Annotated in this window: 25 protein-coding genes and 3 tRNA genes; 20 read left to right on the forward strand and 8 right to left on the reverse strand. The window is 33.0% G+C overall.

The window, feature by feature from the left end:
- Nucleotides 1–96: 96 nt before the first annotated feature.
- From ACVC43_RS00565 to ACVC43_RS00585, 5 genes are all read right to left on the reverse strand, one after another.
- Nucleotides 97–258: a hypothetical protein gene (locus ACVC43_RS00565; protein ID WP_452222628.1), complete on the reverse strand. Its 162-nt coding sequence runs from the start codon at nt 256–258 to the stop codon at nt 97–99.
- 66 nt (nt 259–324) lie between these two features.
- Nucleotides 325–398: transfer RNA gene (locus ACVC43_RS00570), tRNA-Arg, on the reverse strand.
- Between the two features lie 16 nt (nt 399–414).
- Nucleotides 415–489: transfer RNA gene (locus tag ACVC43_RS00575), tRNA-Pro, on the reverse strand.
- A gap of 31 nt (nt 490–520) precedes the next feature.
- Nucleotides 521–609: transfer RNA gene (locus ACVC43_RS00580), tRNA-Ser, on the reverse strand.
- Between the two features lie 91 nt (nt 610–700).
- Nucleotides 701–2746: an HD family phosphohydrolase gene (locus tag ACVC43_RS00585; protein ID WP_452222629.1), complete on the reverse strand. Its 2046-nt coding sequence runs from the start codon at nt 2744–2746 to the stop codon at nt 701–703.
- A gap of 136 nt (nt 2747–2882) precedes the next feature.
- On the opposite strand from ACVC43_RS00585, the gene ACVC43_RS00590 reads away from it, so the two are divergent.
- The 5 genes from ACVC43_RS00590 (at nt 2883) to ACVC43_RS00610 (ending at nt 9999) form a co-directional block, all read left to right on the forward strand.
- Nucleotides 2883–4061, forward strand: coding sequence for an acetyl-CoA C-acyltransferase (locus ACVC43_RS00590; protein WP_452222630.1), 1179 nt, complete (start codon nt 2883–2885; stop codon nt 4059–4061).
- A gap of 14 nt (nt 4062–4075) precedes the next feature.
- Nucleotides 4076–4825 (forward strand): C40 family peptidase, encoded by a 750-nt coding sequence (locus tag ACVC43_RS00595; protein WP_452222631.1) that lies wholly within the window; start codon nt 4076–4078, stop codon nt 4823–4825.
- 103 nt (nt 4826–4928) lie between these two features.
- Nucleotides 4929–7457, forward strand: a complete 2529-nt coding sequence (locus ACVC43_RS00600; protein WP_452222632.1) for a PIG-L family deacetylase — start codon at nt 4929–4931, stop codon at nt 7455–7457.
- 183 nt (nt 7458–7640) lie between these two features.
- Nucleotides 7641–9338 (forward strand): sodium:solute symporter, encoded by a 1698-nt coding sequence (locus tag ACVC43_RS00605; protein WP_452222633.1) that lies wholly within the window; start codon nt 7641–7643, stop codon nt 9336–9338.
- 289 nt (nt 9339–9627) lie between these two features.
- Nucleotides 9628–9999: a VOC family protein gene (locus tag ACVC43_RS00610; RefSeq protein WP_452222634.1), complete on the forward strand. Its 372-nt coding sequence runs from the start codon at nt 9628–9630 to the stop codon at nt 9997–9999.
- 55 nt (nt 10000–10054) lie between these two features.
- Here ACVC43_RS00610 and ACVC43_RS00615 read toward each other — a convergent pair whose 3' ends face one another.
- The gene (locus ACVC43_RS00615) at nt 10055–10903 is read right to left on the reverse strand and encodes a DUF2911 domain-containing protein (RefSeq protein ID WP_452222635.1); all 849 of its coding nucleotides are present in this window, start codon (nt 10901–10903) and stop codon (nt 10055–10057) included.
- Nucleotides 10904–11118: 215 nt separating this feature from the next.
- Between ACVC43_RS00615 and ACVC43_RS00620 the strand changes: the two genes are divergently transcribed.
- From ACVC43_RS00620 to ACVC43_RS00690, 15 genes are all read left to right on the forward strand, one after another.
- Nucleotides 11119–11775 carry a TetR family transcriptional regulator C-terminal domain-containing protein gene (locus tag ACVC43_RS00620; RefSeq protein WP_452222636.1) on the forward strand — a complete coding sequence of 219 codons (657 nt, stop codon included), beginning with the start codon at nt 11119–11121 and terminating at the stop codon, nt 11773–11775.
- 17 nt (nt 11776–11792) lie between these two features.
- Nucleotides 11793–13103 carry an ABC1 kinase family protein gene (locus tag ACVC43_RS00625; RefSeq protein WP_452222637.1) on the forward strand — a complete coding sequence of 437 codons (1311 nt, stop codon included), beginning with the start codon at nt 11793–11795 and terminating at the stop codon, nt 13101–13103.
- The gene (locus ACVC43_RS00630; protein ID WP_452222638.1) at nt 13104–13718 is read left to right on the forward strand and encodes a flavin reductase family protein; all 615 of its coding nucleotides are present in this window, start codon (nt 13104–13106) and stop codon (nt 13716–13718) included.
- 5 nt (nt 13719–13723) lie between these two features.
- Nucleotides 13724–15148, forward strand: coding sequence for an SDR family oxidoreductase (locus ACVC43_RS00635; RefSeq protein ID WP_452222639.1), 1425 nt, complete (start codon nt 13724–13726; stop codon nt 15146–15148).
- Between the two features lie 13 nt (nt 15149–15161).
- Nucleotides 15162–15302 (forward strand): DUF2256 domain-containing protein, encoded by a 141-nt coding sequence (locus ACVC43_RS00640; RefSeq protein ID WP_452222640.1) that lies wholly within the window; start codon nt 15162–15164, stop codon nt 15300–15302.
- Complete coding sequence (locus ACVC43_RS00645) at nt 15272–16588, forward strand: DASH family cryptochrome (RefSeq protein ID WP_452222641.1); 1317 nt, start codon at nt 15272–15274, stop codon at nt 16586–16588. Before ACVC43_RS00640 ends, ACVC43_RS00645 begins: the two co-directional genes overlap by 31 nt.
- 64 nt (nt 16589–16652) lie before the next feature.
- The gene (locus ACVC43_RS00650; RefSeq protein ID WP_452222642.1) at nt 16653–18185 is read left to right on the forward strand and encodes a cryptochrome/photolyase family protein; all 1533 of its coding nucleotides are present in this window, start codon (nt 16653–16655) and stop codon (nt 18183–18185) included.
- 130 nt (nt 18186–18315) lie between these two features.
- Entirely contained in the window at nt 18316–18744 is a 429-nt protein-coding gene (locus ACVC43_RS00655) for a hypothetical protein (RefSeq protein ID WP_452222643.1), read from the forward strand.
- Nucleotides 18713–19021 (forward strand): TIGR03643 family protein, encoded by a 309-nt coding sequence (locus tag ACVC43_RS00660; RefSeq protein ID WP_452222644.1) that lies wholly within the window; start codon nt 18713–18715, stop codon nt 19019–19021. The genes ACVC43_RS00655 and ACVC43_RS00660 overlap by 32 nt, the downstream gene beginning before the upstream one ends.
- Nucleotides 19022–19078: 57 nt before the next feature.
- Nucleotides 19079–19762 (forward strand): SDR family NAD(P)-dependent oxidoreductase, encoded by a 684-nt coding sequence (locus ACVC43_RS00665; RefSeq protein ID WP_452222645.1) that lies wholly within the window; start codon nt 19079–19081, stop codon nt 19760–19762.
- A 2-nt stretch (nt 19763–19764) separates the two neighbouring features.
- The gene (locus tag ACVC43_RS00670; RefSeq protein WP_452222646.1) at nt 19765–20301 is read left to right on the forward strand and encodes a glutathione peroxidase; all 537 of its coding nucleotides are present in this window, start codon (nt 19765–19767) and stop codon (nt 20299–20301) included.
- A gap of 4 nt (nt 20302–20305) precedes the next feature.
- Nucleotides 20306–20479: a Lacal_2735 family protein gene (locus ACVC43_RS00675; protein WP_452222647.1), complete on the forward strand. Its 174-nt coding sequence runs from the start codon at nt 20306–20308 to the stop codon at nt 20477–20479.
- Nucleotides 20480–20598: 119 nt separating this feature from the next.
- Nucleotides 20599–21063, forward strand: a complete 465-nt coding sequence (locus tag ACVC43_RS00680; protein WP_452222648.1) for an SRPBCC family protein — start codon at nt 20599–20601, stop codon at nt 21061–21063.
- A 2-nt stretch (nt 21064–21065) separates the two neighbouring features.
- Nucleotides 21066–22370 (forward strand): cryptochrome/photolyase family protein, encoded by a 1305-nt coding sequence (locus ACVC43_RS00685; RefSeq protein WP_452222649.1) that lies wholly within the window; start codon nt 21066–21068, stop codon nt 22368–22370.
- Between the two features lie 74 nt (nt 22371–22444).
- Complete coding sequence (locus tag ACVC43_RS00690) at nt 22445–22807, forward strand: SnoaL-like domain-containing protein (RefSeq protein WP_452222650.1); 363 nt, start codon at nt 22445–22447, stop codon at nt 22805–22807.
- Nucleotides 22808–22909: 102 nt separating this feature from the next.
- Here ACVC43_RS00690 and ACVC43_RS00695 read toward each other — a convergent pair whose 3' ends face one another.
- Together ACVC43_RS00695 and gyrA are read right to left on the reverse strand one after the other, a co-directional pair.
- Complete coding sequence (locus ACVC43_RS00695; protein ID WP_452222651.1) at nt 22910–24145, reverse strand: tetratricopeptide repeat protein; 1236 nt, start codon at nt 24143–24145, stop codon at nt 22910–22912.
- A gap of 55 nt (nt 24146–24200) precedes the next feature.
- On the reverse strand, nt 24201–26735 hold the full coding sequence (gyrA, locus tag ACVC43_RS00700; protein WP_452222652.1) for a DNA gyrase subunit A: 2535 nt from the start codon (nt 26733–26735) through the stop codon (nt 24201–24203).
- Nucleotides 26736–26850 lie beyond the last annotated feature (115 nt).

The following is a 26850-nucleotide window of genomic DNA, read 5'->3' on the forward strand; positions in this document are numbered from 1 at the left end:
GAAGTTTGAAACTTTAAGTTACAACTATTGCTATTTTTAAAAGTTAAGATTAACGATTATTTAACCCATGAAATAAGGGTCAAATGCAATGGAGCACTACTCTTGTTCTGTAGCGTTCTTTTTAGACTGTTGTATAATGGCTTTTAAACGTTCTTTTCTATTTATTTTTTCCTGACGAAGTTTATTTTTCTTCTTGTCCATGAGCTTAGAGTGCTTCGCTTTATTTTTTGTGTTTTTAGCACTTCCGGATTTTGCCATAAAAAAATTAGTTTTGAGAAAGGCTATAAACAAGAAATCCCTTCCAACTAAATGAAAGGGATTCTGTGAGCCCTGAAGGATTCGAACCTTCGACCGCCTCCTTAGAAGGGAGGTGCTCTATCCAGCTGAGCTAAGAGCCCTTAGCATTTAAAAAAGTCGGGGTGGCAGGATTCGAACCTGCGGCCTCCACGTCCCAAACGTGGCGCGATAACCGGGCTACGCTACACCCCGAAAATGATTATCCTTTGATTGTAAAAAATTGCGGAGAGACAGGGATTCGAACCCTGGGTACCTATTTCTAGGTACGACGATTTAGCAAACCGCTCCTTTCGGCCACTCAGGCACCTCTCCAATAATGTTATGAACGTTGCAATAAATTGCGGATGCAAATGTATAATAACATCTAATATAACGCAACAATTTTTACCAATTTTTTAAAAAATTATTCAGGATATTCTATTCGTAAATGGTAAATATTTGCAAGCTTGCGTTTTAGTACTTTTTTTATAGATTGAATTTCTTTAAATGTAATATTGGCATTTAAAAATTGGCCGTCTTCCATTTGCTTGTTTAAAATGGTTTCTACAAAATTATCAATTTTTGTAGAGGTTGGTTCTTTTAAACTCTTCGAGGCAGCTTCCACACTATCGCACATCATTAATATAGCGGTCTCCTTGCTAAATGGTTTTGGACCAGGATAAGAAAAATCTGCTATATCAACCATATCGTTGTTTGCTTTCTCTTTCATATAAAAATAATACACACTACTTGTGCCATGATGCGTTCTTATAAAATCGATAACACGGTCTGGTAGATTGTTTTTCTTTGCTATTTCTATTCCATTAATTACATGATCGACAATAACCTTGGCGCTTTCTCTTGGAGATAGTTCGTCATGCGGATTTATCCCTGAAGATTGATTTTCTGTAAAGTAGGTTGGATTTTTCATTTTTCCAATATCATGATACAAGGCGCCTACTCTAATTAACATGGCATTGGCTCTAATTTCGTTTGCAGCTGCTTCTGCTAAATTAGCGACGTTTAATGAATGGTGAAAGGTACCAGGCGCCTCATTAGATAATTGTTTTAATAATTTTGAATTTGTATCTGATAATTCTAATAACGATACATCTGAAACCAGCCCAAAGAGCTTTTCATATATATAAATAAGTGGTTGTACAAATAAAGTGGCAAGTCCGCAGAGAATAAATAATCCAAAAGTCTCCCATTTTAAATTATCCATACTTCCTTCCTGAATTAAAAAGAAAGCAAAATAAGCGATAATGTAAATTATTGTAATTTGTCCTACAGAAATAAAGAGGTTTGCACGTTTATACAATTCTGAAACAGTTAATATAGTAACAATTCCAGCGATTATTTGTAAAAACATGTATTCGTAACTGTTTGGCACAATAAATCCTAAAAGCAGCACTGTTATTACGTGGGTAAATAAACCTAAACGTGCATCGAAGAAAGCTTTTAATACTAATGGAAGGATGGCTAATGGTACAATGTAAATGTATTTTGAGTCGTAATTAACCACTAGAGTCGTTAATAGAACCATAAACAGCACGTTAAAGAATATAAAGGTGACTTTAGTGTTGTTATTAAAGACGTCCAATCGATATTTTCTAAGAAATAACAACAGCATTAACAAGGCAAGTGCTACTAATAGTGTATATGCAAATACAATCAAGTTGTAATTAGATTCGTTCCAGACCTGTGACTCGTATTCTGAAACAAGAGATTTTAAAATTAGGTATTTGTTGCCTTCAACAATCTCACCTTTCGAAATTATTAGTGTCTCTTTTTCAATACTTCCACGATTAGCTGAAATAGAATTTAAGCGTTCATCTAAAGCTTTTTCAGATAAATCTTTGTCGAATTCTAAGTTGGGTTGAATGATATTAAAAAATAGAATAGCTAAGGGTTTCGCAAACTCCTCAAGATTATTTTTCTTTAATTCTTCGTCTATTGTTGGCTTTACATCAGATAATTTATAAATATTAGAAAAGTCGGTTTTACTCTTTTCTACCCTATCTTCTAAAATGGCAACTGTGGCTTTTTTATTTATTAAATTATTATCTGTAGTGATACCAAACTTATAAAACTCTTCGAGAAGGTTTTTACCAAAATTCTTAATTTGGTTGGTAGATTTGTAGATTGAATCTGGAAAAGAAGTTTTAAAATTATTGTTATATTCCTTAAAAACATTGTTTTTTACACTTTCGTCTAAATTAAAATATTTGATAGCAGATTTTTCAATAGTTTCCTTTTCCTTGGCTAATTCTTCGTCTGTTTTCTGTATGGCAAAATCGAAAGGCGCATATAAGGTTTCAGACTGCCAAGGCTTACCTTTTTGAAAATTATATTTAAATTTTCCGCTCTTCGGAAATAAATAAACAATTAAAAATGTAGTTGCAATTAATAGAAGTACTTTGTAAACTAAAGCGTGGTTTTTATAAAATTTATTTACGAGGGCCTTCATTCTTGTAGTTAAGATTTATTCTTTAAATTCAAATGTAATAAATTAAGAATTCATTATAGGTTATAATCATTATATCACTCTAATTTTTCCCAAAAATTGATTATTTTCGCAACACGTAAAATTTAAGACTCACAAAATGAACAAAGAAGTAGTAATTGTATCGGCTGCAAGAACACCAATTGGTAGTTTTTTAGGTGCTTTATCAACAGTTCCTGCTCCAAAATTAGGAGCTATTGCCATAAAAGGTGCATTAGATAAAATTAATTTAAAACCAGAATTGGTTGAAGAAGTTTTAATGGGAAATGTTGTTCAAGCAGGTACTGGACAAGCGCCTGCACGACAAGCTGCTATTTTTGCTGGTATTCCAGATACTGTACCATGTACAACTATAAATAAAGTATGTGCTTCTGGTATGAAAACCGTTATGCAAGCTGCTCAGGCTATCGCTTTGGGAGATGCAACTATAGTTGTTGCTGGAGGTATGGAGAATATGAGTTTAATTCCACATTATTTTCATGCACGTAGTGCAACCAAATTTGGGCCGGCAACTATGATTGATGGCATGCAGAAAGATGGTTTGGTAGATGTTTACGACCAAAACGCCATGGGCGTTTGTGCAGATGCTTGTGCTACAGAATACAAGTTTTCACGCGAAGATCAAGATGCTTATGCTGTCCAGTCTTACAAGCGCTCTGCTGCAGCTTGGGAAACTGGTAAATTTAATAATGAAATTGTGCCAGTTGCTGTACCACAAAGACGTGGAGACGATGTTATAGTTGCAGAAGACGAAGAGTATAAAAATGTAAGAATGGATAAAATTCCAGGATTGCGTCCTGCGTTTACAAAAGACGGAACCGTAACAGCTGCCAATGCATCTACTATTAACGATGGTGCTGGAGCTATGGTGTTAATGAGTAAAGAAAAAGCAAACGAATTAGGGCTAAAACCTTTAGCTACAATTAAAGGTTATGCAGATGCTGCACACGAGCCGAAATGGTTTACTACAGCTCCTGCAAAAGCGTTGCCAAAAGCTTTAGATAGAGCTGGCATTGATATTAAAGATGTCGATTTTTTCGAATTTAATGAAGCTTTCGCTGTTGTAGGGTTAGCCAACATGAAAATTTTAGGGTTAAACGACAGTAATGTAAATGTAAATGGTGGTGCTGTTTCTTTAGGGCATCCATTAGGATGTTCAGGTGTTAGAATATTAATTACACTACTTAATGTACTTGAACAGAACAATGCGAAAATTGGTGCAGCTGCTATTTGTAATGGTGGTGGTGGTGCTTCTGCCTTAGTTTTAGAAAGAAATTAATTTAACCGCAACTAATGCAATACGGCATTTGTAATTTAAGCATTGTCCCTTTAAGACTTGAACCTAACGATACCAGTGAAATGGTATCGCAAGTGTTGTATGGTGATTTGTTTAAAATTATAGAAATGCGCAAGTCATGGTGTAAAATCCGCTTGGATTTCGATAAATATGAAGGCTGGATAGACGTAAAACAACTTATTGAAATTACTAAAGACGATTATGATAATTTGCGCCATGAGAGCCCTGTTCTTTCAACAGATTTAATAGAATTTATTCAGGATAAAAATAAGCAGTTATATTCTATTTCTTTAGGCTCACAACTCAACGGACTGACAATTTTAGAGCATACATTCGACGGACAAATTTCCAACGGACAAAAACACAAAGACAATTTAATTTCAACAGCATTTAATTATCTCAATGCTCCCTACCTTTGGGGAGGAAAAACACCTTTTGGTATTGATTGCTCTGGCTTTACACAAATGGTTTATAAACTAAACGGTTATAAATTATTACGTGATGCCTCACAGCAAGCAACGCAAGGTGAAGCTTTAAGTTTTATTGAAGAAAGTGAACCTGGTGATTTAGCTTTTTTCGATAATGCTGAAGGTAATATTATACACGTTGGCATAATAATGAAAGACAACTACATAATACATGCTCATGGTAAAGTACGAATAGACCGATTAGACCATTCTGGAATCTATAATGTAGATAAGGGTTTACATACACACAAACTTCGTGTAATTAAAAAAATTGTATAATAGTTATCATTACGTTAAAGAAACCTTAAAATTCTAATTTAAAAATGCGATTGGTTATATTTGGATACTCGTTATCATTCGAGATAAATTCAAAGTACAAACAATGCATAAAACAATTGCTTCACTCCTATTTATATTTTTTTTCACGGTAAATAGCACTGCTCAACAACCAAAAAAACCTACAGCTTCAGAAATTTATCAATCCATAGAAAAACTTAATTTCTTAGGTTCAGTTTTGTATGTTGCGGCACATCCAGACGACGAGAACACACGTTTAATCTCTTACATGGCAAACCATCTAAAAGCACGCACGGCTTATTTATCTTTAACGCGTGGTGATGGCGGACAAAACCTTGTCGGACCAGAAATTAGAGAACTATTAGGTGTGATACGTACCCAAGAATTATTAGCCGCAAGACGTATAGATGGAGGCGAGCAACGCTTTACAAGAGCTAATGATTTTGGCTACTCTAAACACCCAGATGAAACGCTTGAAATTTGGAATAAAGACGAAGTATTAAGCGATGTAGTTTTAGCGATTCGTCAATTTAAGCCAGATATTATTATTAATCGTTTCGATCATAGAAGTCCAGGATCTACGCATGGGCATCACACCAGTTCTGCTATGTTAAGTGTTGAAGCTTTTGATTTGGCTGGTGATAAATCTGCATTTCCAAACCAAGTAAAGGAATATGGAACATGGCAACCAAAACGGGAGTTTTTTAACACTTCATGGTGGTTTTATGGTAGTAAAGAAAAATTTGATGCTGCAGATAAAACCAATTTATTAAATTTTGATGTTGGTGTATATTACCCAAGTAAAGGTTTAAGTAATACTGAAATTGCTTCACTAAGTCGTAGCCAGCATAAGTCTCAAGGGTTTGGTAACACCGGAACACGTGGTGAGCAAATAGAATATATTGAATTGATTAAAGGCGATTTACCAGAAGATAAAACAAATGTTTTTGACGGAATAGACACCTCATGGAATCGTGTTAAAGGTGGTAATGCCATAGGCGTGATATTAGAACAAGTACAGAAAGACTACGATTTTAAAGATCCTGCAGCTTCGGTTAAAAAATTAATAGAGGCTTATAAGCTTATTCAAAACTTAGACAACTCGCATTGGAAATCCGTAAAAACGAATGAAATAAAAGACATAATTGCTGCCTGTGGTGGCTTGTATTTGGAAGCCGCTGCATCAGAGAGTTACAGTGCCCTAAATAATACGGTTAAATTAAATATTGAAGCGATAAACAGAAGCAACACCCAAATTGAGTTAGCATCTTTAAGTAAGTCTGATGATGGTAAGACCATTGCTAAAAACATCAATTTAAAAAATAACGTTTCGGAAACAACCGAATTGCAATACTACATTTCAACTGAAGATAATTATTCTGTTCCTTATTGGTTAGAAGATAAAGGCACTTTGGGTATGTATAACGTGAAAAACAAAAACTGGATTGGGTTGCCAGAGACTTTAAGGAATGCTATGGTGCAATTCAATTTAAAAATTGAAGGTATTCCTATTACATATTCAAAACCTATAATCTATAAAACCAACGACCCTGTAAAAGGAGAGGTTTATAAGCCATTTGAAATTATACCTGAGGCATCTGCCAAAATTTTAGAAAAAGTAATTATTTTCGAAAACGATGCTCAAAAGGAAATTCCCGTTATCGTTAAAGCAGGACGTGATAATTTAGAAGGATTTATTGAGTTAAATTATCCAAAAGACTGGAGTGTATTCCCAAAGCAACAAAAAGTTTCTATAGCCCATAAAGGTCAAGAACAGCTTATTGTATTCACTGTAATACCACCTGCAAACCAAAGTGAAGGATTGCTTACGCCTAAAATAACCATTGGTAATAGCGTTTATACTAAAGAGTTAATAGAAATAGATTATGATCATATTCCATTTCAAACGGTTTTATTGCCAAGTGAAAGCAAGATTGTTAGATTAGATATTAAAAAAAGTGGGGCAAACATAGCCTATATTGAGGGTGCTGGAGACGTTGTGCCAGAAAGCTTAAAACAAATAGGTTACAATGTAGTGACTATTGCACCAGAAGATATTACTGCTTCAAGATTAAGCCAATTTGATGCTGTTGTTTTAGGTATTCGGGCTTATAATACTGTTGAAGCACTCAATTTTAAACAAGATATTTTATTCGATTTTGTAAAAAATGGTGGAAACATGATTGTTCAATATAATACCAGCCATAGATTAAAGGTTGATAATTTAGCACCTTACAGTTTAAAATTGTCAAGAGACAGAGTTACAGATGAGTTTGCCGATGTAACATTTATAAATCCTAATCATGAAGTCTTAAACAGCCCAAACAAAATAACTCAAAAAGATTTTGAAGGTTGGACGCAAGAGCGTGGATTATACTTCCCGAACGAGTGGTCTAATGAGTTTACTCCTATTCTATCGATGCATGATAAAGGAGAAACGCCCAAAACAGGAAGTTTATTAATAGCGAAGTACGGAAAAGGACATTATATATACACAGGCTTGAGTTTCTTTAGAGAATTCCCTGCTGGTGTTTCTGGAGCCTATAGATTATTTGCTAATATGTTGAGCATTGGAAAACAAAGTATTATTGATGAATCTGAAATTAAAAATTGATTGCTATTATCATCCTATTAAAATTATGGCTTAACACAAAGAAGAATCCAATGATAACGGATACTATAAAACCAATATGAAAAACCAACCAAAATATAAATGGAATACGCTTTATACACTAATTTTAGTGGCTAATGCTGCATATATTATTGCATTCTATTTCATCACAAAAACATTTTAAGAATGCAAACATTAGATTGGATTGTTTTAATTGGTACCTTATTAACCATTGTCATTTATGGAACCATACAAACCAGAGGTAGTAAGAATGTTCAGGATTATTTAAAGGGTGGAAACACCTCTAAATGGTGGACTATTGGTTTATCTGTCATGGCAACTCAAGCGAGTGCCATTACATTTTTGTCCACACCAGGACAAGCCTTTAATGATGGAATGGGCTTTGTACAATTCTATTTTGGATTGCCAATAGCAATGATTGTAATTTGCATGGTTTTCATCCCTCTATATCATCGCTTAAAAGTATACACAGCTTACGAGTTTTTAGAAAATAGATTCGACAGAAAAACAAGAACGTTAACTGCTATTCTTTTTCTTATTCAACGCGGATTAGCAGCTGGTATAACCATCTTTGCTCCTGCTATTATTTTATCGGCCGTTTTAGGTTGGAACTTATTGTTCCTAAATATTATTATTGGCGTTTTAGTAATTATTTACACCGTTTCTGGCGGAACAAAAGCAGTAAATGTGACACAAAAACATCAAATGGTAGTAATTTTTACCGGAATGATTATAGCTTTCATTATAATTTTAAACAAACTTCCAGACGATATTACATTTACTAAAGCAGTTGAAATTGCCGGAGCCAGCGGAAAAATGGAAGTACTCGATTTTTCTTTCGATTTAAACAATCGCTATACGTTTTGGAGTGGGATTATAGGTGGAACGTTTTTAATGCTGTCATATTTTGGTACAGACCAAAGCCAAGTACAACGTTACTTATCTGGAAAATCTATTAAAGAAATGCAATTGGGATTAATGTTTAACGGACTGCTAAAAGTACCAATGCAGTTTTTTATCTTATTTGTTGGTGTCATGGTTTTTGTTTTTTATCAGTTTAATCAAGCACCTGTTAATTTTAACCCAACTGCTACCGAAATTGTTTTAGATTCTGAATATGCTGAGGCATACAAGGCAATTCAACAAGAACAAAAAATACTTTTCGAAAATAAAAAATCCGCTATTAATAGTTTTGTTTTATCCAAAAACACAACTAGTGCTTCAAATATAGATTCCTATAATACACAGAGCGATGCGTTAAGAAAAAAAGCCAGAGCATTAATAGATAAAGCGGGAGAGGCAAAAAATTTAAAAGTTGAAAGTAACGATAAAGATTATGTATTTATTCATTTTATACTAAACAATCTCCCAAAAGGACTCATTGGTTTGCTTTTAGCCGTAATTCTATCTGCAGCCATGTCGAGTACTGCGAGCGAATTAAATGCCTTAGCCAGCACTACAACTATAGATTTATATAAACATCGCGTTGGAGAGAAAACCGAATTACAAATGGTAAACGTTTCAAAATGGTTTACACTGCTTTGGGGGATTTTAGCAATAGGTATTGCTTGTATTGCTAATTTAGCCGAAAATTTGATTCAGCTAGTTAACATTATAGGTTCCATATTTTATGGCAATGTTTTAGGCATTTTTCTTTTAGCATTCTTCTTTAAATTTGTGCAAGCAAATGCCGTTTTTGTTGCTGCATTTATTACACAATTTTTAGTTATAACCTTGTTTCTTTTAAATGAATTTGAAATTATAAATCTACCTTTTTTATGGTTAAATTTTATAGGTTGTGTAATTGTAATTGCAATTGCATGTTTATTACAGGCTGCCAATAGTAAGCCAGTAAACCAATAATATCATTTATTCTAAATAAAAATGCTTCAAAATTCTTATATTTAAGGGTTATGTGATTATTGATTAATAGCAAAAAAAGGAATGTCTTTTTATTAAAAAAATCAATTGTCATGAGTAGGTATAGAGAAAAATTAGCAGATAAAATTCGAGAAGGTTATAGTTGTAGAACGCTTTTTTGGGTCTATTTTTTATTCTTAATATTAGTTGGAGTCATAATTGCAACTATGTACTTTTATAATCGATAACTGCATAATTATATTAGTAACAATTATTAATTAAACTAAATCTTATGAAATTAGGCGCATTCTCGGTAAGTCTTGCAGTAAAGGACATCAACGCATCCAAAACGTTTTACGAAACTTTAGGTTTTAAAGTTTTTGCAGGCAATCTCGAACAAAATTATCTAATTATGAAAAACGGCAATGCTCTTGTTGGTTTGTTTCAAGGTATGTTTGAGAATAATATACTGACTTTTAATCCAGGCTGGGATGAAAATGCTTCGTTAGTTGAAGATTTTAATGATGTAAGAACCATTCAAAAACATCTTAAAAAGGAAGGTGTAAAACTTGAAACGGAAGCCGATGAGACAACTACAGGTCCTGCAAGCTTTGTTGTTTTGGATCCAGATGGTAATGCTATTTTAGTAGATCAGCATGTATAAAAAAAACCCACAAGATTTTTCTTGTGAGCTTTTTATACTGTCCTTTAAAAGCAATTTACATTGCTCCCCATTCTTTAAGGGAATCCTTATTCATTTTTACGTAATCATCGTTTCCAGCCTTCTCTGCTCCTGCTAAAGATGCTTTTGCAGCTTGTACAGCCATTTTCTTGTTTCCAGCTTTTGCATGGATTAATGCTTGTTGACGTAAAACCCAAAACTTAGGTTCACCCTCGCTCATCGCTACTGCTTTGTCAATCCAAGTTGCTGCTTGATAAATATCGCCTCCAGATTCTAAATTATAACGTGCTGCAGCATAATAATCACCAGCTCCAGGACCATTCATTACTCTATTTATACTTGCTGTTACTTTTTTTGAAGTTGGCACTTCGATTTTAACTCCTACATAAACATCTTCCCATAACATACCTAATACTGCAGAGTCGTTAGATAAATCATCGAAAAGCATAGTGAATGTTTCCATTTTCATAGGCATTTTCATAACATCAGTAGTAACTTTAGCAGCTACTTTACTGTCGTCCCATTTCGCTGGAGTTCCAGAGTTATTAGCATCTGAATAAAAAACGACTTCCCAAGATTTTTCATTTGGTGTTGTATAAATGGCGTAAGAACCTGCTTTAACCTCTTTTCCACCAATCATTACATCATCACTAAACGTGATTTTTGTATTTGCATTAGCTCCTGTTCTCCATAATTTACCGTAAGGTACTAAATCTCCAAAAATGGTACGACCTCTCATGTTAGGTCTTGAATATTCTAATGTTAAATCTGTTAAACCTACCTTCTGCTCTACTTTGGCAAATGGGCTTGGTTGCGGTGTTTCTATCTGAGCATTTGTAGTAAATGAAGCTACAAATACTAAGGCAATCATTAATAAGTTTTTCATAATATTTACTTGTGTTAGTGTTAATTTCTAATGAGCGTAAATTTACGAATAACATTCGCTTTTCCTTGTTAATAAAAGCCTAAAATCTCTTCAAAATGGTATATATTATTGTGCTGATGAATTATTGCTAATTGCTAATCTCTTGTTAATTTTGTTTAACAATTTTAATTTATAGTTAAACATTTTGTATCTTTATATTCTTAAATTTCAATACTATGGCAAAGAAAAAAAATATAACAAAGAATAATCTCCTTTCATTTTACATGGATTATGTTTTAGAGCATAACCAGCAACCAAAATCGGTTTACATTTTTGCTAAGCATAATAATTTTGAAGAATCAAAATTTTATGAACATTTTGGATCGTTTGAAGCCATTGAAAAACATGCATTCAAAGCATTTCACGATAGCACTATAACTGTACTCGAAAAAAGTGGTGACTATAATAATTTCGAACCAAGAAATAAGCTTTTAAGTTATTATTTTACTTTTTTCGAAATTCTCACAGCTAATAGAAGTTATGTGGTTTATGCATTGAACCATCATAAAAACAGCTTAAAGTCTTACGCTGCTTTAACTGAGTTAAAATCGAGTTTTACAAATTATATCTTAGAATTAAATATTGAACTTATTGATATTAAAGAAGACAGGTTGGACAAAATTCAAAATAGAGGTCTTAAGGAAACTGCTTGGTTACAATTATTGCTCACCATGAAATTTTGGATAGACGATACATCTCCAAAATTTGAAAAAACAGATATTTTTATTGAGAAATCCGTGAACACAAGTTTCGATGTGCTCAATATTGCACCATTAAAAAGCTTAATTGACTTTGGAAAATTCATCTTCAAAGAAAAAGTTAAAATGAATTAACTAAACACCTCATACTATTGAAAACTATAGACAAAATACCCACATCTAAAATTCAAAGGGCTTCTAAACTCGTGCAAACTGGTGCTAAAGTTGGCGTTAATTATCTTAAATACTACGGAGATAAATTAACTAAAACTGAAGAAGAAGCGAAATCGCGTTTGGACGAAAATAATGCAGAAGATATATACGATAGCCTAAAAAAACTTAAAGGCAGCGCTCTAAAGGTTGCACAAATGCTAAGCATGGAAAAAAGTATTTTGCCACAAGCCTATGTAGAAAAATTCTCTTTGTCACAATTTTCTGTGCCACCACTATCTGCTCCATTAGTATCTAAAACATTTAAACAGTATTTTGGGAAATTCCCAGATGAAATCTACGATACTTTCAACCTAAAATCTGTAAATGCAGCCAGTATAGGGCAAGTTCATTTAGCCGAAAAATATGGCAAAAAATTGGCGGTAAAAATTCAGTACCCTGGAGTGGCAGAAAGTATTTCTAGCGATTTGGCAATGGTAAAGCCTATTGCCATACAAATGTTTAATATTAAAGGAAAAGATAGCGATAAGTATTTTAAAGAGGTTGAAAATAAGCTCATTGAAGAAACTAATTACATTCTTGAAATTAAACAAAGTAAAACTATTGTAAAAGCCTGTAAGCACATTCCAAATTTAAAATTTCCTGAATATTATGAAGCGTTGTCTTCCGAAAGAATTATAACAATGGATTGGATGGATGGCGAACATTTAAGCGAATTTACTAACCATAATCAGGATCAGGAAAAAGCCAATAGAATTGGTCAGGCATTGTGGGATTTCTATATGTTTCAAATTCATAATTTAAAAAAAGTGCATGCCGATCCTCATCCTGGTAATTTTTTAATCTCTAAAACTGGCGATTTAATTGCTTTAGATTTTGGTTGTATGAAATCTATTCCAGACTCATTTTATACACCTTATTTCGAACTGGCAAAAAAAGAAAATATCAACAACCCTGAGGTGTTTAACGAAAAAATGTTTGCATTAGAAATACTTCGTGATGATGATACTTCAGAGGAACTAAAATTCTTTTCTGCGATGTTTCACGAAATGCTAAGCTTATTTACACAACCTTTTCATGTGGATACGTTCGATTTTTCGAATGAAGCTTTTTTTGGTAAAATAACAGAGCTCGGTCAAAAGTACAGTAAAAACACAGAGCTACGAAAAATGAATGGTAATAGAGGCTCTAAACACTTTATATACATAAATCGCACCTTTTTCGGGCTTTATAATTTAATGTTCGATTTAAAAGCAAAGGGCATTAAAATTAATAATTTTAAATCATTTTAGATGCAGCATTTTAGGCTATCAGATATTAATACATTAGAGCATTTATATAAAATTAACCTTATTAATAGTTGTTCTGGATTTAAATCGGCTAATTTAATCGGTACAAAATCGAAAGCAGGAATAGAGAACGTAGCAGTGTTTAGTTCTGTAACGCATATAGGCTCCAATCCACCACTGTTAGGTTTTTTTTGCCGACCTACCACAGTGGCACGAAATACTTATGATAATTTAAAGGAAACCAAGTATTATACCATTAACCATATCTATAACGAGAATTTTAAAGAAGCACATCACACATCTGCTAAATACGATGCAGCTATTTCAGAATTTAATAAAACATCTTTAAGTTCAGAATATAAAAATGATTGCTTCCCTCCTTTTGTAGCAAATGCTCCAGTACAGATGTTAATGAAGTATATTGGAGAATACAACATTAAGGAAAATGATACTATTTTGGTTTTAGGTGAAATCCAGGACCTTTATATTAAAAAAGACATAATTGAAACTGATGGTTTTGTAAATCTGTCTAAAGCTAAAATAGCAGCCATAAACGGGTTAGATGGTTACGCTTTTCCAGAATTATTAAAAAGGTTAGACTACCAAAGACCTAAATAAAACTTATGAAAATATTAGTTACAGGAGCGACGGGTTATATAGGAAAGCGTATCATTCCATTGTTAATAGAACAAGGGCATACTGTAATATGTGCAGTTCGTGGTAAATTACGAACAGAGAAACGTTATAAAAATGAGGATAATGTTATTGTTATTGAAGTCGACTTTTTAAATACCGAAACACTTAAAAATATTCCTAACGATATCGATGCTGCATATTATCTAATTCATTCCATGTCTAACTCGGTATCGCATTTTCAACAAATGGAAAACGATTGTGCGGTTAATTTTAAACATGCAATAGAACGAACCAATTGCAAACAAGTTATTTACTTAAGTGGTATTACTAACGATACCAAATTGTCTAAACATTTACTATCAAGAAAAAATGTAGAGCGCGTTTTGTCGTCACCTAAATACGGTTTAACCGTTTTTAAAGCAGGTATTATAGTAGGTTCTGGCAGTTCTTCTTTTGAGATTATTAGAGATTTGGTAGAAAAGCTCCCAATAATGATCGCACCAAAATGGCTTAATACCAAAACACAGCCAATAGGTATTCGCGATGTTTTAGCTTTTTTAACAAAAAGTTTAGGAGACCAAAGACTTTATAATACTGCACACGATATATTTGGACCAGAAATTTTAACCTATAAGCAATTATTGCTACGTTTTGCAAAATTGAGAAATCTAAAGCGATACATAATAACTGTACCTGTAATGACACCTAAATTGTCAAGCTATTGGCTATACTTTGTGACCTCTACTTCATACAAATTAGCGAGAACCTTGGTAAATAGTATGGGTGTTGAAATTATTGGAAAGACCAGTAATATTTACGAAATGATGGATATTCATCCAATTAATTACGATAAAGCATTAGAACTTGCTTTTGTAAAAATTAAACAAAATAGTATTGTTTCCAGCTGGAAAGATTCTTTTGTGAGTAGTCGTCCAAAAAAAAGAATATCCACCCAATATATCAAGGTTCCAAAATATGGTTGCTTTAAAGATATTAAGGAGCGTAAAGTTTTAGACGAAGCTCGTACCTTCGAGAAGATATGTTCTATTGGTGGTGAAAATGGTTGGTACTATGGCACTATTTTATGGAAAATTCGCGGATTTTTAGATAAAACAGTTGGTGGCATTGGTTTGCGTCGTGGTCGTACCAATAAAAACACAATTAAAACAGGAGATGCTTTAGACTTTTGGCGCGTGCTATTAGCAGACAAAGAGAATAAAAGATTACTACTTTTTGCAGAAATGAAATTACCTGGAGAAGCATGGTTAGAATTTAGAGTAGCAAAAGGTAAAGTATACCAACGTGCAGTTTTTAGACCTAAAGGATTAGCAGGTAGACTGTATTGGTATAGCGTTTTACCATTTCATGGCTTCATTTTTAACGGTTTAATTAACAAATTGGCTAAAGCTTAATTCTTTTTTTAGTTTGAAAAAACAACATCTGCCAACTAAAATTTGTAAAACCTGCGGTTTACCCTTTGCATGGCGAAAAAAATGGGAAAGAAATTGGGAAGAAGTAAAATATTGTAGCGAAAAATGCAGAAGAAACAAAACAAGGTTAGTTTAGTATGGTTTAGAAACGATTTAAGAATACATGATAATGTAACACTTAATAATGCCATTTCTGAAAGCGAGACCGTAATCGCTCTTTATTGTTTTAATCCCAGACAATTTAAAAAAGATAAGTTCGGATTTGTTAAAACCGAAAAATTTAGAGCCCAATTTTTAATTGAAACCGTTAGCGATTTAAAGGAACAATTAAAAAGCCTAAATATCCCTTTGTTTGTTTATTATGATTATCCAGAAAACAGCATATTAAAATTAAAAGCAAAATTTAATTTTAACGCCTTATACCTTCAAAAAGAATGGGCCCAAGAAGAAGTCTTAGATCTTGAGCGCGTTAAAAATACTTTAAACGAATCGATTCCAATTCATGAAGAATATAATCAATTTCTATATCACCCTAATAACTTAGATTTTGATATTAAAGCACTGCCACATATTTTTACAACCTTCAGAAAACATGTAGAAAAGCATGTTGCTGTCTCTAAACTAAACGAAACACCACTAAGAACGAAGCTTTCTAAATCATTCGAGAATACAAATAAAATACCCACATTAAACGATTTAGGTCTTAATGATTACACACAACATGTTAATACTGCTTTTCCGTTTAAAGGTGGCGAAAAAGAAGCGCTGAAACGCCTAAATTATTATTTTTTCGAAACTAAAAAATTAGGCTTTTACAAGAAAACACGCAACGGTTTAATAGGTAAAGATTTTAGCTCTAAATTCTCTCCGTGGTTAGCCAATGGTAGTTTGAGTCCTAAGTTAATTTACTGGAAAGTAAAAGAATTTGAACAAGAACAATTTAAGAATCAATCTACTTACTGGCTCATTTTTGAGCTTATCTGGAGAGATTATTTTAAATACATCTCGATGAAACATGGTAACAGTATTTTTAAACTTGGTGGTATTTTAGAAAAAGAATACACTTGGGATACCAATAAAACTAAGATTCTAAAATGGATTAACGGAGAAACTAATCAACCCTTTGTAAACGCAAACATGATAGAGTTACAAAACACTGGTTGGATGAGCAATCGTGGCAGACAAAATGTTGCAAGCTATTTCGCAAAACAATTAAAACTCGATTGGCGCATTGGTGCAGCATATTTTGAATCTTTATTAATTGATTACGACGTGCACAGTAATTACGGCAACTGGATGTACGTAGCAGGTGTTGGTAACGATCCAAGAAACAGAACATTTAATGTAAAAGAACAAGCAAATCGCTACGATAGTGCTGGTAAATACCAACGTTTGTGGCTGCAGGATACTTTATTCAAATAATTATTTTAATATATTTTTTTGAAAAAATTTAAGTAAAATGTTCACATTATAAGCCAAATTAAATTTGAAAACTTTAAGACTCATACTAGGAGATCAGTTAAACAGCAAGCATTCGTGGTATAGTGGTGATCAAAGCAACTTTGTATATTGTATGTTTGAAATGCGACAAGAAACCGATTATGTAACGCATCACATTCAAAAAATAATAGGGTTCTTTGCTGCTATGCGTGAATTTTCGAAAACACTTAAAACCAATGGTTTGAATGTTGTTTATTACCATTTAGATAATGATAAGAACACTCAGAATTTAACTGAAAATCTGACGCAAATAATAAAAGAATTAGAAATAGAAAAATTTGAATATCAAGAACCAGATGAGTTTAGATTGGATAAACAGCTGTCAAATTTCTGTAATGAAATTACAATTAAAACGAAACAATGCTCAACCGAACATTTCTACACTAATCGCCAAGATTTAAACACTTTTTTTAAAGGTAAAAAGCAATGGGTTATGGAAAGCTATTATCGAGACATGAGAAAAAAGCATGCCATTTTAATGTTCGGTGACCAACCAGAAGGTGGGAAATGGAATTACGATAAAAGCAATAGAAACAAATGGAAAAACGACGATGAGATTCCTGAGTTTAAAGCATTTAATAATGATGTTACCCAAATTAAAAAACTTATTGCTAAGGAAAATATTGAAACCATAGGTGGCTTTAAAACTAATACAATTCAATATCCAATTAACAGAAACCAGGCTCTTGAACAATTAAAATATTTTTGTGAACATTTACTAGTGCATTTTGGTGATTACCAAGATGCGATGCATACTCGGGAAGTATATCTCTTTCACTCGAGACTTTCCTTCGCAATGAATTGTAAGATTATTTCTCCAAAAGCAGTAGTAACGACTGTGTTAAATTATTGGAGAAAGCACGGTGCACACATTGCTATTTCTCAAGTCGAAGGATTTATACGACAAATTATTGGATGGCGAGAATATATGAGAGGCATGTACTGGGCTTTAATGCCAGAATATAAAACCCATAATTATTTAGAAAACACCAATAATTTACCAGATTTTTTCTGGACAGCCAATACAAAAATGAACTGCCTTAAAAATGCCATTAAAAACAGTTTAGATAATGGATATGCTCATCATATCCAGCGCTTAATGATTACTGGCAATTATGCACTGTTAACGCAAATTCATCCAGACCAAGTAGATACTTGGTATTTAGGTATTTATGTAGATGCTGTAGAATGGGTGCAATTGCCCAATACAAGAGGTATGAGTCAATATGCTGATGGAGGTAAAATAGCAACAAAACCCTATGTTTCCAGTGCTAATTACATTAATAAAATGAGCAATTACTGTGAAGGGTGTCATTATAACAAAAACACGAAAATTGGAGAAACGGCTTGTCCGTTTAACAGTCTATATTGGAATTTTTTAGATGATAAAAGAGCACTACTCAGCACGAATTTTAGGATGAAAATGATGTATAGTGTTTTAGATAAGATGACACCAGAATCGCTTCATGACATTAAAAAAAGAGCTGAAAAGATAATTAGTAATCCAGATCGTTTTTAATAATAATAGATAGCATTAGATACAGTGCATGATCTGCTTTATTCAAAACAAATGTTAATTATTGTTTAACTTATAGTTTAAATGATTAAACATTTTGTAAATTTGGAATAATTAGATAACGCTTTAAATCGTGATTGTAAATACTACATACCAAAATAATGAAAATAAGAAACTAATTGACAATTTGGTTGGCAAGGGCTTTAGATTGAGAGAGCGTTTTAGACTAAAAGGTATAGGCTCAAAGCGCATGATTATAGAGAATGTTAGTCCTAATTTAGAGCAGTATCTTAACTTAGTTTCAGACTTAAACTATGCCAATATAGAGTTAAGACCAAAAGGTATTTTGATACATATAAATAAAGGTTTGCAAAATTTTAGCTGGGCCATACCTTATTACCAACTGGTAATCTATAAAACAAATGGTTCGAGTATCCATGCGCAAGGCAGGTTTATTCATTTTAAAAATAACAAACTGTTTAAAGAGAATAAATCATTTTTTAAAAAGCTTTTATGTGAAAAAATTAAGTATGACGAACAATATAATTTCCAAACCCAATAATCCAGAAGCTTTTACAATAGAAGATATAGACCGTATTATCGAAATGGCTTGGGAAGACAGAACACCGTTTGATGCTATAACATTTCAATTTCATATTAAAGAACAGGAGATAATAGCAATAATGCGAAATAAATTAAAGCATAGTAGCTTTAAATTATGGCGTGCAAGAGTGCAAGGACGTAAGACAAAGCATGCAAAAATGCGAAATTTTCATGAAGGTCGTTTTAAATGCTCAAGACAAAAACAAATAACACACAACAAAATAAGTAAAAGGTAAAATGTACTATAACAGTTATAATACCTACTGTTACTTTAATTAATAAGTAGTAAAATAATGAAAAACATAGTTATAATAGGTGGCAGTAAAGGTATTGGTAAAGCAATTATTGAAGCTGTAATTGATAATAATGCAGTAATTAATATTAGTCGATCGCTACCTGAACTTACACACCAAAACTTAACGCATTATAGTTGCGATATATTAAATCAAGAGTTACCAGATATTAAAAATGTAGATACACTTATTTATTGTCCGGGTAGCATTAACTTAAAACCTATTTCAAGATTGTCTTTAGACGATTTTAGAGAAGATTTCGAAATTAATGTACTTGGTGCGGTAAAAACAATTCAAACCTATTTACCGGTTTTAAAGAAAGGAAATGCTCCTTCCATCCTACTTTTTAGTACAGTCGCCTCTAAGTTAGGCATGCCTTTTCATGCCAGTGTGGCCACCTCTAAATCTGGAATTGAAGGTTTGGTAAAATCGCTTGGTGCAGAATTAGCGCCCACAGTTAGAGTCAATGCTATTGCTCCTACTGTTACAGATACGACATTGGCTTCAAAATTATTGCGTAACGAAAAAATGATTGAAAATATAAAAGAACGACATCCTCTAAAAAAAATATTAAATCCTGAAGAAGTTGCTAATATGGCCACATTTCTCATTTCAGAAAAAGCCGCATCACTCTCTGGACAAGTTTTTGAAATGGATTGTGGTATTGTAAGTCTAAAAGTTTAATAATGAACCCTTTAAAGCTATTCTTAAAAACCTTATTTTCAAACAGTGATACTGAAACAAATCACGTACAATCTATTTACGATATAGAAATTAAGAAGTTAAACGGAAAGCCCGTAAATATTTCTACGTTTAAAGATAAATATATACTTTTTGTTAATGTCGCTTCAAAATGTGGCTTCACGCAGCAATATAAAGATTTACAAAATTTGCATGTCAAATATAAAAACAAGCTTCAAGTTATTGGCTTGCCTTGTAATCAATTTGGCAAACAGGAGCCTGGTAATTCTAAAGCGATTGAAACATTTTGTGAATTAAATTATGGCGTTACATTTTTAATGACTGAGAAAGTTGAAGTTAAAGGTACAAAAGCACATCCTGTTTATAAATGGCTAACCCAAAAAGCTAAAAACGGAGTTTCTAATTCTACTGTAAAATGGAATTTTCAAAAATACTTAGTTGGTCCGGACGGAAGGCTTATAAACTACTATTCTTCAGCCACAAGGCCCACAAGTAATAGAATAACAAAATATTTAAAATAGCGTTATGTTTGGATTATTTAAAAAGAAAACCGAAAAAGAAAAGCTTCAAAAGTTGAATGAAAAATTAATGAAAGAATCTCATGCGCTTTCTACATCTAACCGAGCAGCAAGCGATGCAAAATTCGCTGAAGCAGAAACCATTCAAGATAAAATTTTAAAGATTATGGACAATCAATAACGAAATTAAATAGTGCGTTGAATAATTTATACTCATCAACAAAAAGCACGAAAGCCTAAAATATTATTTTACGTGGCTTAAATACTAATCGCTACAAATTCACTTACATAAAACATAGAATGAAAATATATACTTTGCATAAAATACAAAAGTTACCTATTACCAAAGCGCAAGCATGGAAGTTTCTATCAAGCCCTAAAAATTTAAAAACAATTACTCCGGATTATATGGGATTTAATATTTTATCAGGAGCAGAAAAACCTATGTTTGCTGGTCAAATAATTCAATATATTGTAACGCCAGTTTTAAACATTAAAACTAAATGGGTAACAGAAATAACGCATATTGTCGATGGCGAATATTTTGTAGACGAACAGCGTTTTGGACCCTATGCATTATGGCACCATAAGCATTTTATAAAAGAAATTGATGGTGGTATTGAAATGGAAGATATTATAGACTACAAATTGCCATTAGGCATTTTAGGGCAACTAGTACACCCTTTTTTAGTAAAGCCCAAATTGGAAGAAATTTTTAATTACAGAACAAAGAAGTTAGAAGAAATCTTCGGGAAATACCAATAATTATGAGTCAAAAAGTTAATATATTTTGGTTTCGACGAGATCTGCGTTTAGATGATAATGTAGGCTTTTTTGAAGCTTTGAAGTCTGATTTACCTGTATTACCTATTTTTATATTCGATACCGAAATACTGGATGGTTTGCCAAAAGACGATGCGCGTGTAACATTTATTTTTAATACGTTACAAAACATGCGTAAAACGTTACAAGATGAAAACAACAGTAGTTTAGCCATGTTTTATGGAACACCACAAAAAATTTTTAAAAAACTTATTGAAAATTATACTATCGATACTGTATTTACCAATCATGATTACGAACCTTACGCTAAAGAACGTGATAACGCTGTAAAAACCTTTTTAGATAAAAAGGATATAAATTTTAAAACGTTTAAAGATCAAGTTGTATTCGAAAAAGATGACGTTGTAAAAGACGATGGCGACCCTTACGTTGTTTACACGCCTTTTATGAAAAAATGGAAGGTTAAATTTAAAAATCATGATCTTAAAATCTATTACACAAACGATTATTTAAGTAATCTTCTTGAAAACACAAGACTCCCAAATTTAAGTTTAAGTGACATAGGTTTTAAAAAAGCGAGTCAGGAAATAGTAGATTATACTGTAACTCCAACATTAATTCAAGAATACGAAGCCACGAGAAATTTCCCAGCAAAAGATAACACGTCTCGTTTAGGACCGCATCTACGCTTTGGTACCGTGAGTATTAGAAAAATGATGAAAAAGGCCATTGCCGAAAAAAATGAAATCTTCTGGCAAGAATTAATTTGGCGCGAATTTTTTATGCAAATTCTTTGGCACTTTCCAGATACGCACAAAGATGCCTTTAAATCTAAATATGACAGAATAGAATGGAGAAATAATGAGAAAGAATTTAAGGCTTGGTGCGATGGAAAAACGGGCTATCCATTAGTAGATGCAGGTATGAGGCAACTTAATAAAACTGGTTTTATGCACAATCGAGTGAGAATGTTAACTGGCAGTTTTTTGTGTAAACACCTGTTAATAGACTGGCGTAAAGGTGAAGCTTATTTTGCCGAAAAACTTCACGATTACGAGATGGCGAGCAATGTAGGTAATTGGCAATGGGTTGCTGGTTCTGGTGTAGATGCCTCTCCATATTTTAGAATTTTTAATCCTACTACGCAAATTGAAAAATTCGATAAGCAATACGAGTACATTAAAAAATGGATTCCAGAATACAATACAGATAAGTATCCTGAAAAGATTGTAGACCATAAAGAAGCACGTGAGCGCTGCTTGCGTGTTTATAAAGAGGCTGTTTCATAAGAAATCGAAATTTTGTAATAGCTACTCCTTTATTTTTTTAGTAACTTTATAAAAAACTAAAAAACAAAGAAAAGATGAATACTAAAGAGGTAGCAGCAAAATGGAAAACGATGTGCGAACAAGGTAAAAACCTGGATTGTATAAACGAGCTTTATGCAGAAAATGTAGTAAGCAAAGAAATGCCTGGTATGCCTGGCGAAGTAATTACGGGTAGACAAAATGTTTGGAATAAGAGTAAAGAATGGATGGAAAGTGTAGAAGATTTTCATGCCAGTTCTATAAGTGAGCCATTAGTAGCTGGCAATTTTTTTACTGCTAAAATGGATTTTGACTGTACTTTTAAAGAAAGAGGCAGACAAAAAATGGAAGAAGTTTGTGTATACGAAGTAAAAGATGGGAAAATTGCCAGTGAACAATATTTCTATAATATGGAGTAATTTTGCTATTGATATAAAATAGTTAGTAACGTAATATATTTATTATAGGCAATAAAAAAACCACTCGATTGAGTGGTTTTTTTTTATGTAAGATTTAATTTTCTACAAACCAAATTTAGATTTAAGCGCTTTAGCTTTGTCATTTTGGTTTAATGCACTATAAATACCTGCTAAGGTTTTAACGTATTCTATCTCAACATTATCAATCTCTACAATTGTTTCAAGATAAGGTACTGCAGCTCTGTAAACATCTGAGCGTTTAGCCTTTAATTCATCATATAACTTGTTATCTGCAGCCGAGTTTCCTAAGCTGTTCATTTGTTTTACAATAGCATCTTCTTCTTCTAAAATTAGAGCAGATAAGTTTTTTAATGCATTAACGTATTGTGGGTCAAGTTTCAACACTTTTTCATAATACATTCTTGCCTCATCTTTATTTCCAGATTGTCCAGAGATTACTCCTAAATTATAAAGCAGGTCTTTATTATTTGGATCATTTGCTATGGCTTCTTTAATTAGTTTACCGTAAGCATCTGTATTGCCAAGTTTTAATTCTACATTGGCTTCGGTTAATATTAAATCGGTATTAGAAGGATCTACAGCTCTCGCTTCCCTTATGGCTTTTAATGCTTCCTCATCCTTTCCTTGACTAACATAAATAAGAGCAATCTTATTTGTGATTTCGGCAGCCTTAGACTCAGACATTTTCTCACTTGGTTTTATATGGGTTTTAGCCTTAAGATATAACTCTCTTGTTGCTTTATCCATCATTTCTTCTTCACCCGTTTCAACATTTATCGCATAATATTCTTTTGTAATACCTGTATAACCAATATCCTTTAATTCTTTATAATGCGTTAACGCAGCGTCTAAATCTTCACCTTGCACCGCACTTACTGCAGCATAATATAAGTAAGATTGATCTTCTGGAACTAATTTGTAAAGCATTGCAAATAAATTAGATGCTGGAACATACTTCCCACCAGTATACAATTCATTAGCTTTAACTAATAACTCGTTTTGAACGAATTGTTTTGTTTCTGCCAAGCCACTCACATGCTTTCCATCAACTTTAGTTAAATCATCGAAAGCAGTATCGAAATCGGCTACATTACCAGCACCATTCGCATACAACGCTTTGGCTCTTGCAAAGTAGAATTTAGATTTCATTTTATCATCCATACTACCAAGCATAGATTCTAATGTCTTTGCAGTCGCTTTTGCTTCTGCAAAATTATTGTTTTTAACAGCCTTTTCTAATGCCTTTAACTCTTTCTTTTGTCCGAAAGAAAATAATGCGATAAATAAAGCCAAGGTAAGTATTAGTTGTTTTTTCATTACTTTAAGTTTTAATATTCCTAACCGGAATTAAGTTTTAAAATTAGATTAATTATTATTCTTCTTCGTTAGAATCAATAGTTGTGCCATTGTCTAAATTTTCGTCATTAGATCGTGTTTCTAATGTGTCTTCAAGAATTTCTTCATCTTCCTCGTGCATAACTTTTGCAACGGCAGCAATAGAATCTTTACCTTTTAAATTAATAAGTTTCACTCCTTGCGTGGCTCTACCCATAACACGTAAATCTGCAACGGCCATTCTAATAGCGATACCAGATTTATTAATAATCATTAAATCATCATCGTCGGTTACATTCTTAATAGACACTAAGTTACCTGTTTTTTCTGTAATAGAGATTGTTTTTACACCTTTTCCTCCTCTGTTGGTGATTCTATAGTCTTCTAAGCTTGAACGCTTTCCATAACCGTTCTCTGACACTACAAGGATATTACTTTCCATATCGTCTACAGCAATCATACCTATTACCTCGTCGGTTTTCTCATCTTGTAATCTAATACCTCTTACACCAGATGCGCCACGTCCCATTGGTCGTGTTTTTGCTTCCTCGAATCGGATGGCTTTACCAGATTTTAAGGCTAACATGACCTGACTTTCTCCGGTCGTTAACTTAGCTTCTAATAATACATCGTCCTCTTTAATGGTAATGGCATTAATACCATTAGTTCGTGGTCGTGAATATTGCTCTAAAGATGTTTTTTTAACCTGTCCTTTTTTAGTAGCCATAATTACGTAATGACTGTTAACGTAATCTTCATCTTTTAAATCTTGAGTACAAATAAAAGCCATCACTTTATCGTCCTGCTCAATATTTATTAAGTTTTGAATGGCTCTACCTTTAGACGTTTTACTGCCTTCAGGAATTTCGTAAACACGCATCCAGAAACATTTTCCTTTTTGAGTAAAGAAGAGCATATATTGGTGGTTAGTACCCACAAATAAATGTTCTAAGAAATCTTCGTTACGTGTCGTTGAGGCTTTCTGGCCTACACCTCCTCTGTTTTGTGTTTTATATTCTGTTAACGAGGTACGTTTAATATAGCCAGCATGAGAAATAGTAATAACTACTTTCTCGTCTGGAATCATATCTTCAATACTTAAATCACCTCCTGCGTATTCAATTTTAGAACGTCGCTCATCGCCATACTTATCACGAATAACAACTAATTCTTCTTTGATAATGGTCATTCTTCGCTCTTTATTTGCAAGAATGTCTTTTAAATCTTCAATCGTTTTCATGATTTCTTCGTATTCATTACGAAGTTTATCCTGTTCCAGTCCTGTTAACTGGCGTAAACGCATGTCTACAATAGCTTTCGCTTGAATTTCTGAAAGTTTAAAGCGTTCAATTAAATTGTTACGCGCTTCATCTGCATTAGACGATGCTCTAATTATTTTTATAACTTCATCAATATTGTCTGATGCTATAATTAAACCTTCTAAAATATGAGCACGTTCTTCAGCTTTACGTAATTCGTAAGTAGTACGTCTAACTACAACTTCGTGTCTGTGTTCTACAAAATATTGAATTAATTGCTTTAAATTTAATAATTGGGGACGCCCTTTTACAAGTGCGATATTATTAACACTAAAAGAAGATTGTAAAGCCGTGTATTTGTATAATTTATTTAAAACGATGTTAGGTATTGCATCACGTTTTAAAACATAAACAATACGCATCCCGTTTCTGTCAGACTCATCTCTAATGGTAGCGATGCCTTCTAATTTCTTATCATTGACTAAATCGGCAGTTTTTTTAATCATATCTGCCTTGTTAACTTGGTAAGGAATTTCGGTTACTATAATACATTCTCTACCTTGAACTTCTTCAATATTTGCGTTGGCACGCATGACTATTCTTCCTCTACCAGTATGAAATGCTTCTTTTACACCATCATAACCATAAATAGTTCCTCCTGTAGGAAAGTCTGGTGCTTTTACATGCTGCATCAGTTCGTCTATTTCAATGTCATGATTGTCTATATAGGCAATTGTTCCATCAACAACTTCGGTTAAATTATGCGGTGGCATATTGGTTGCCATACCTACTGCAATACCAGAAGCACCATTAACAAGTAAGCCTGGAATACGTGTTGGTAAAACTGTTGGCTCTTCTAAGGTATCATCAAAATTTAATTGATGGTCCACAGTTTCTTTATCAATATCTGCTAACATATCTTCAGATATCTTACGCATTCTTGCTTCTGTATAACGCATTGCTGCAGGACTGTCGCCATCTACAGACCCAAAGTTACCTTGTCCGTCTACAAGCATGTAACGTAAGCTCCATTCTTGAGCCATACGTACCATTGCATCGTAAACTGACGTATCGCCATGTGGATGATACTTACCTAAAACCTCACCTACAATTCTTGCAGATTTTTTGTGTGCACTGTTTGCTCTAACACCCAGTTCATGCATACCGTAAAGTACACGTCTATGAACTGGCTTTAAACCATCTCTAACGTCTGGTAAAGCACGTGACACAATGACTGACATTGAATAATCAATGTAAGCCGATTTCATTTCATCTTCAATATTAATTGGAATCACTTTTTCGCCTTCTGCCATATATAATTTTAATTAAATTTTTATAGTTATTTCAAAACGTGCTAATATAATTAAATCATTAGCAACAGTAAGACTTTAAGCGATGTTTTTTAACACTTTTTATTAACAATTTTGA

This window comes from Lacinutrix chionoecetis (assembly GCF_053604665.1).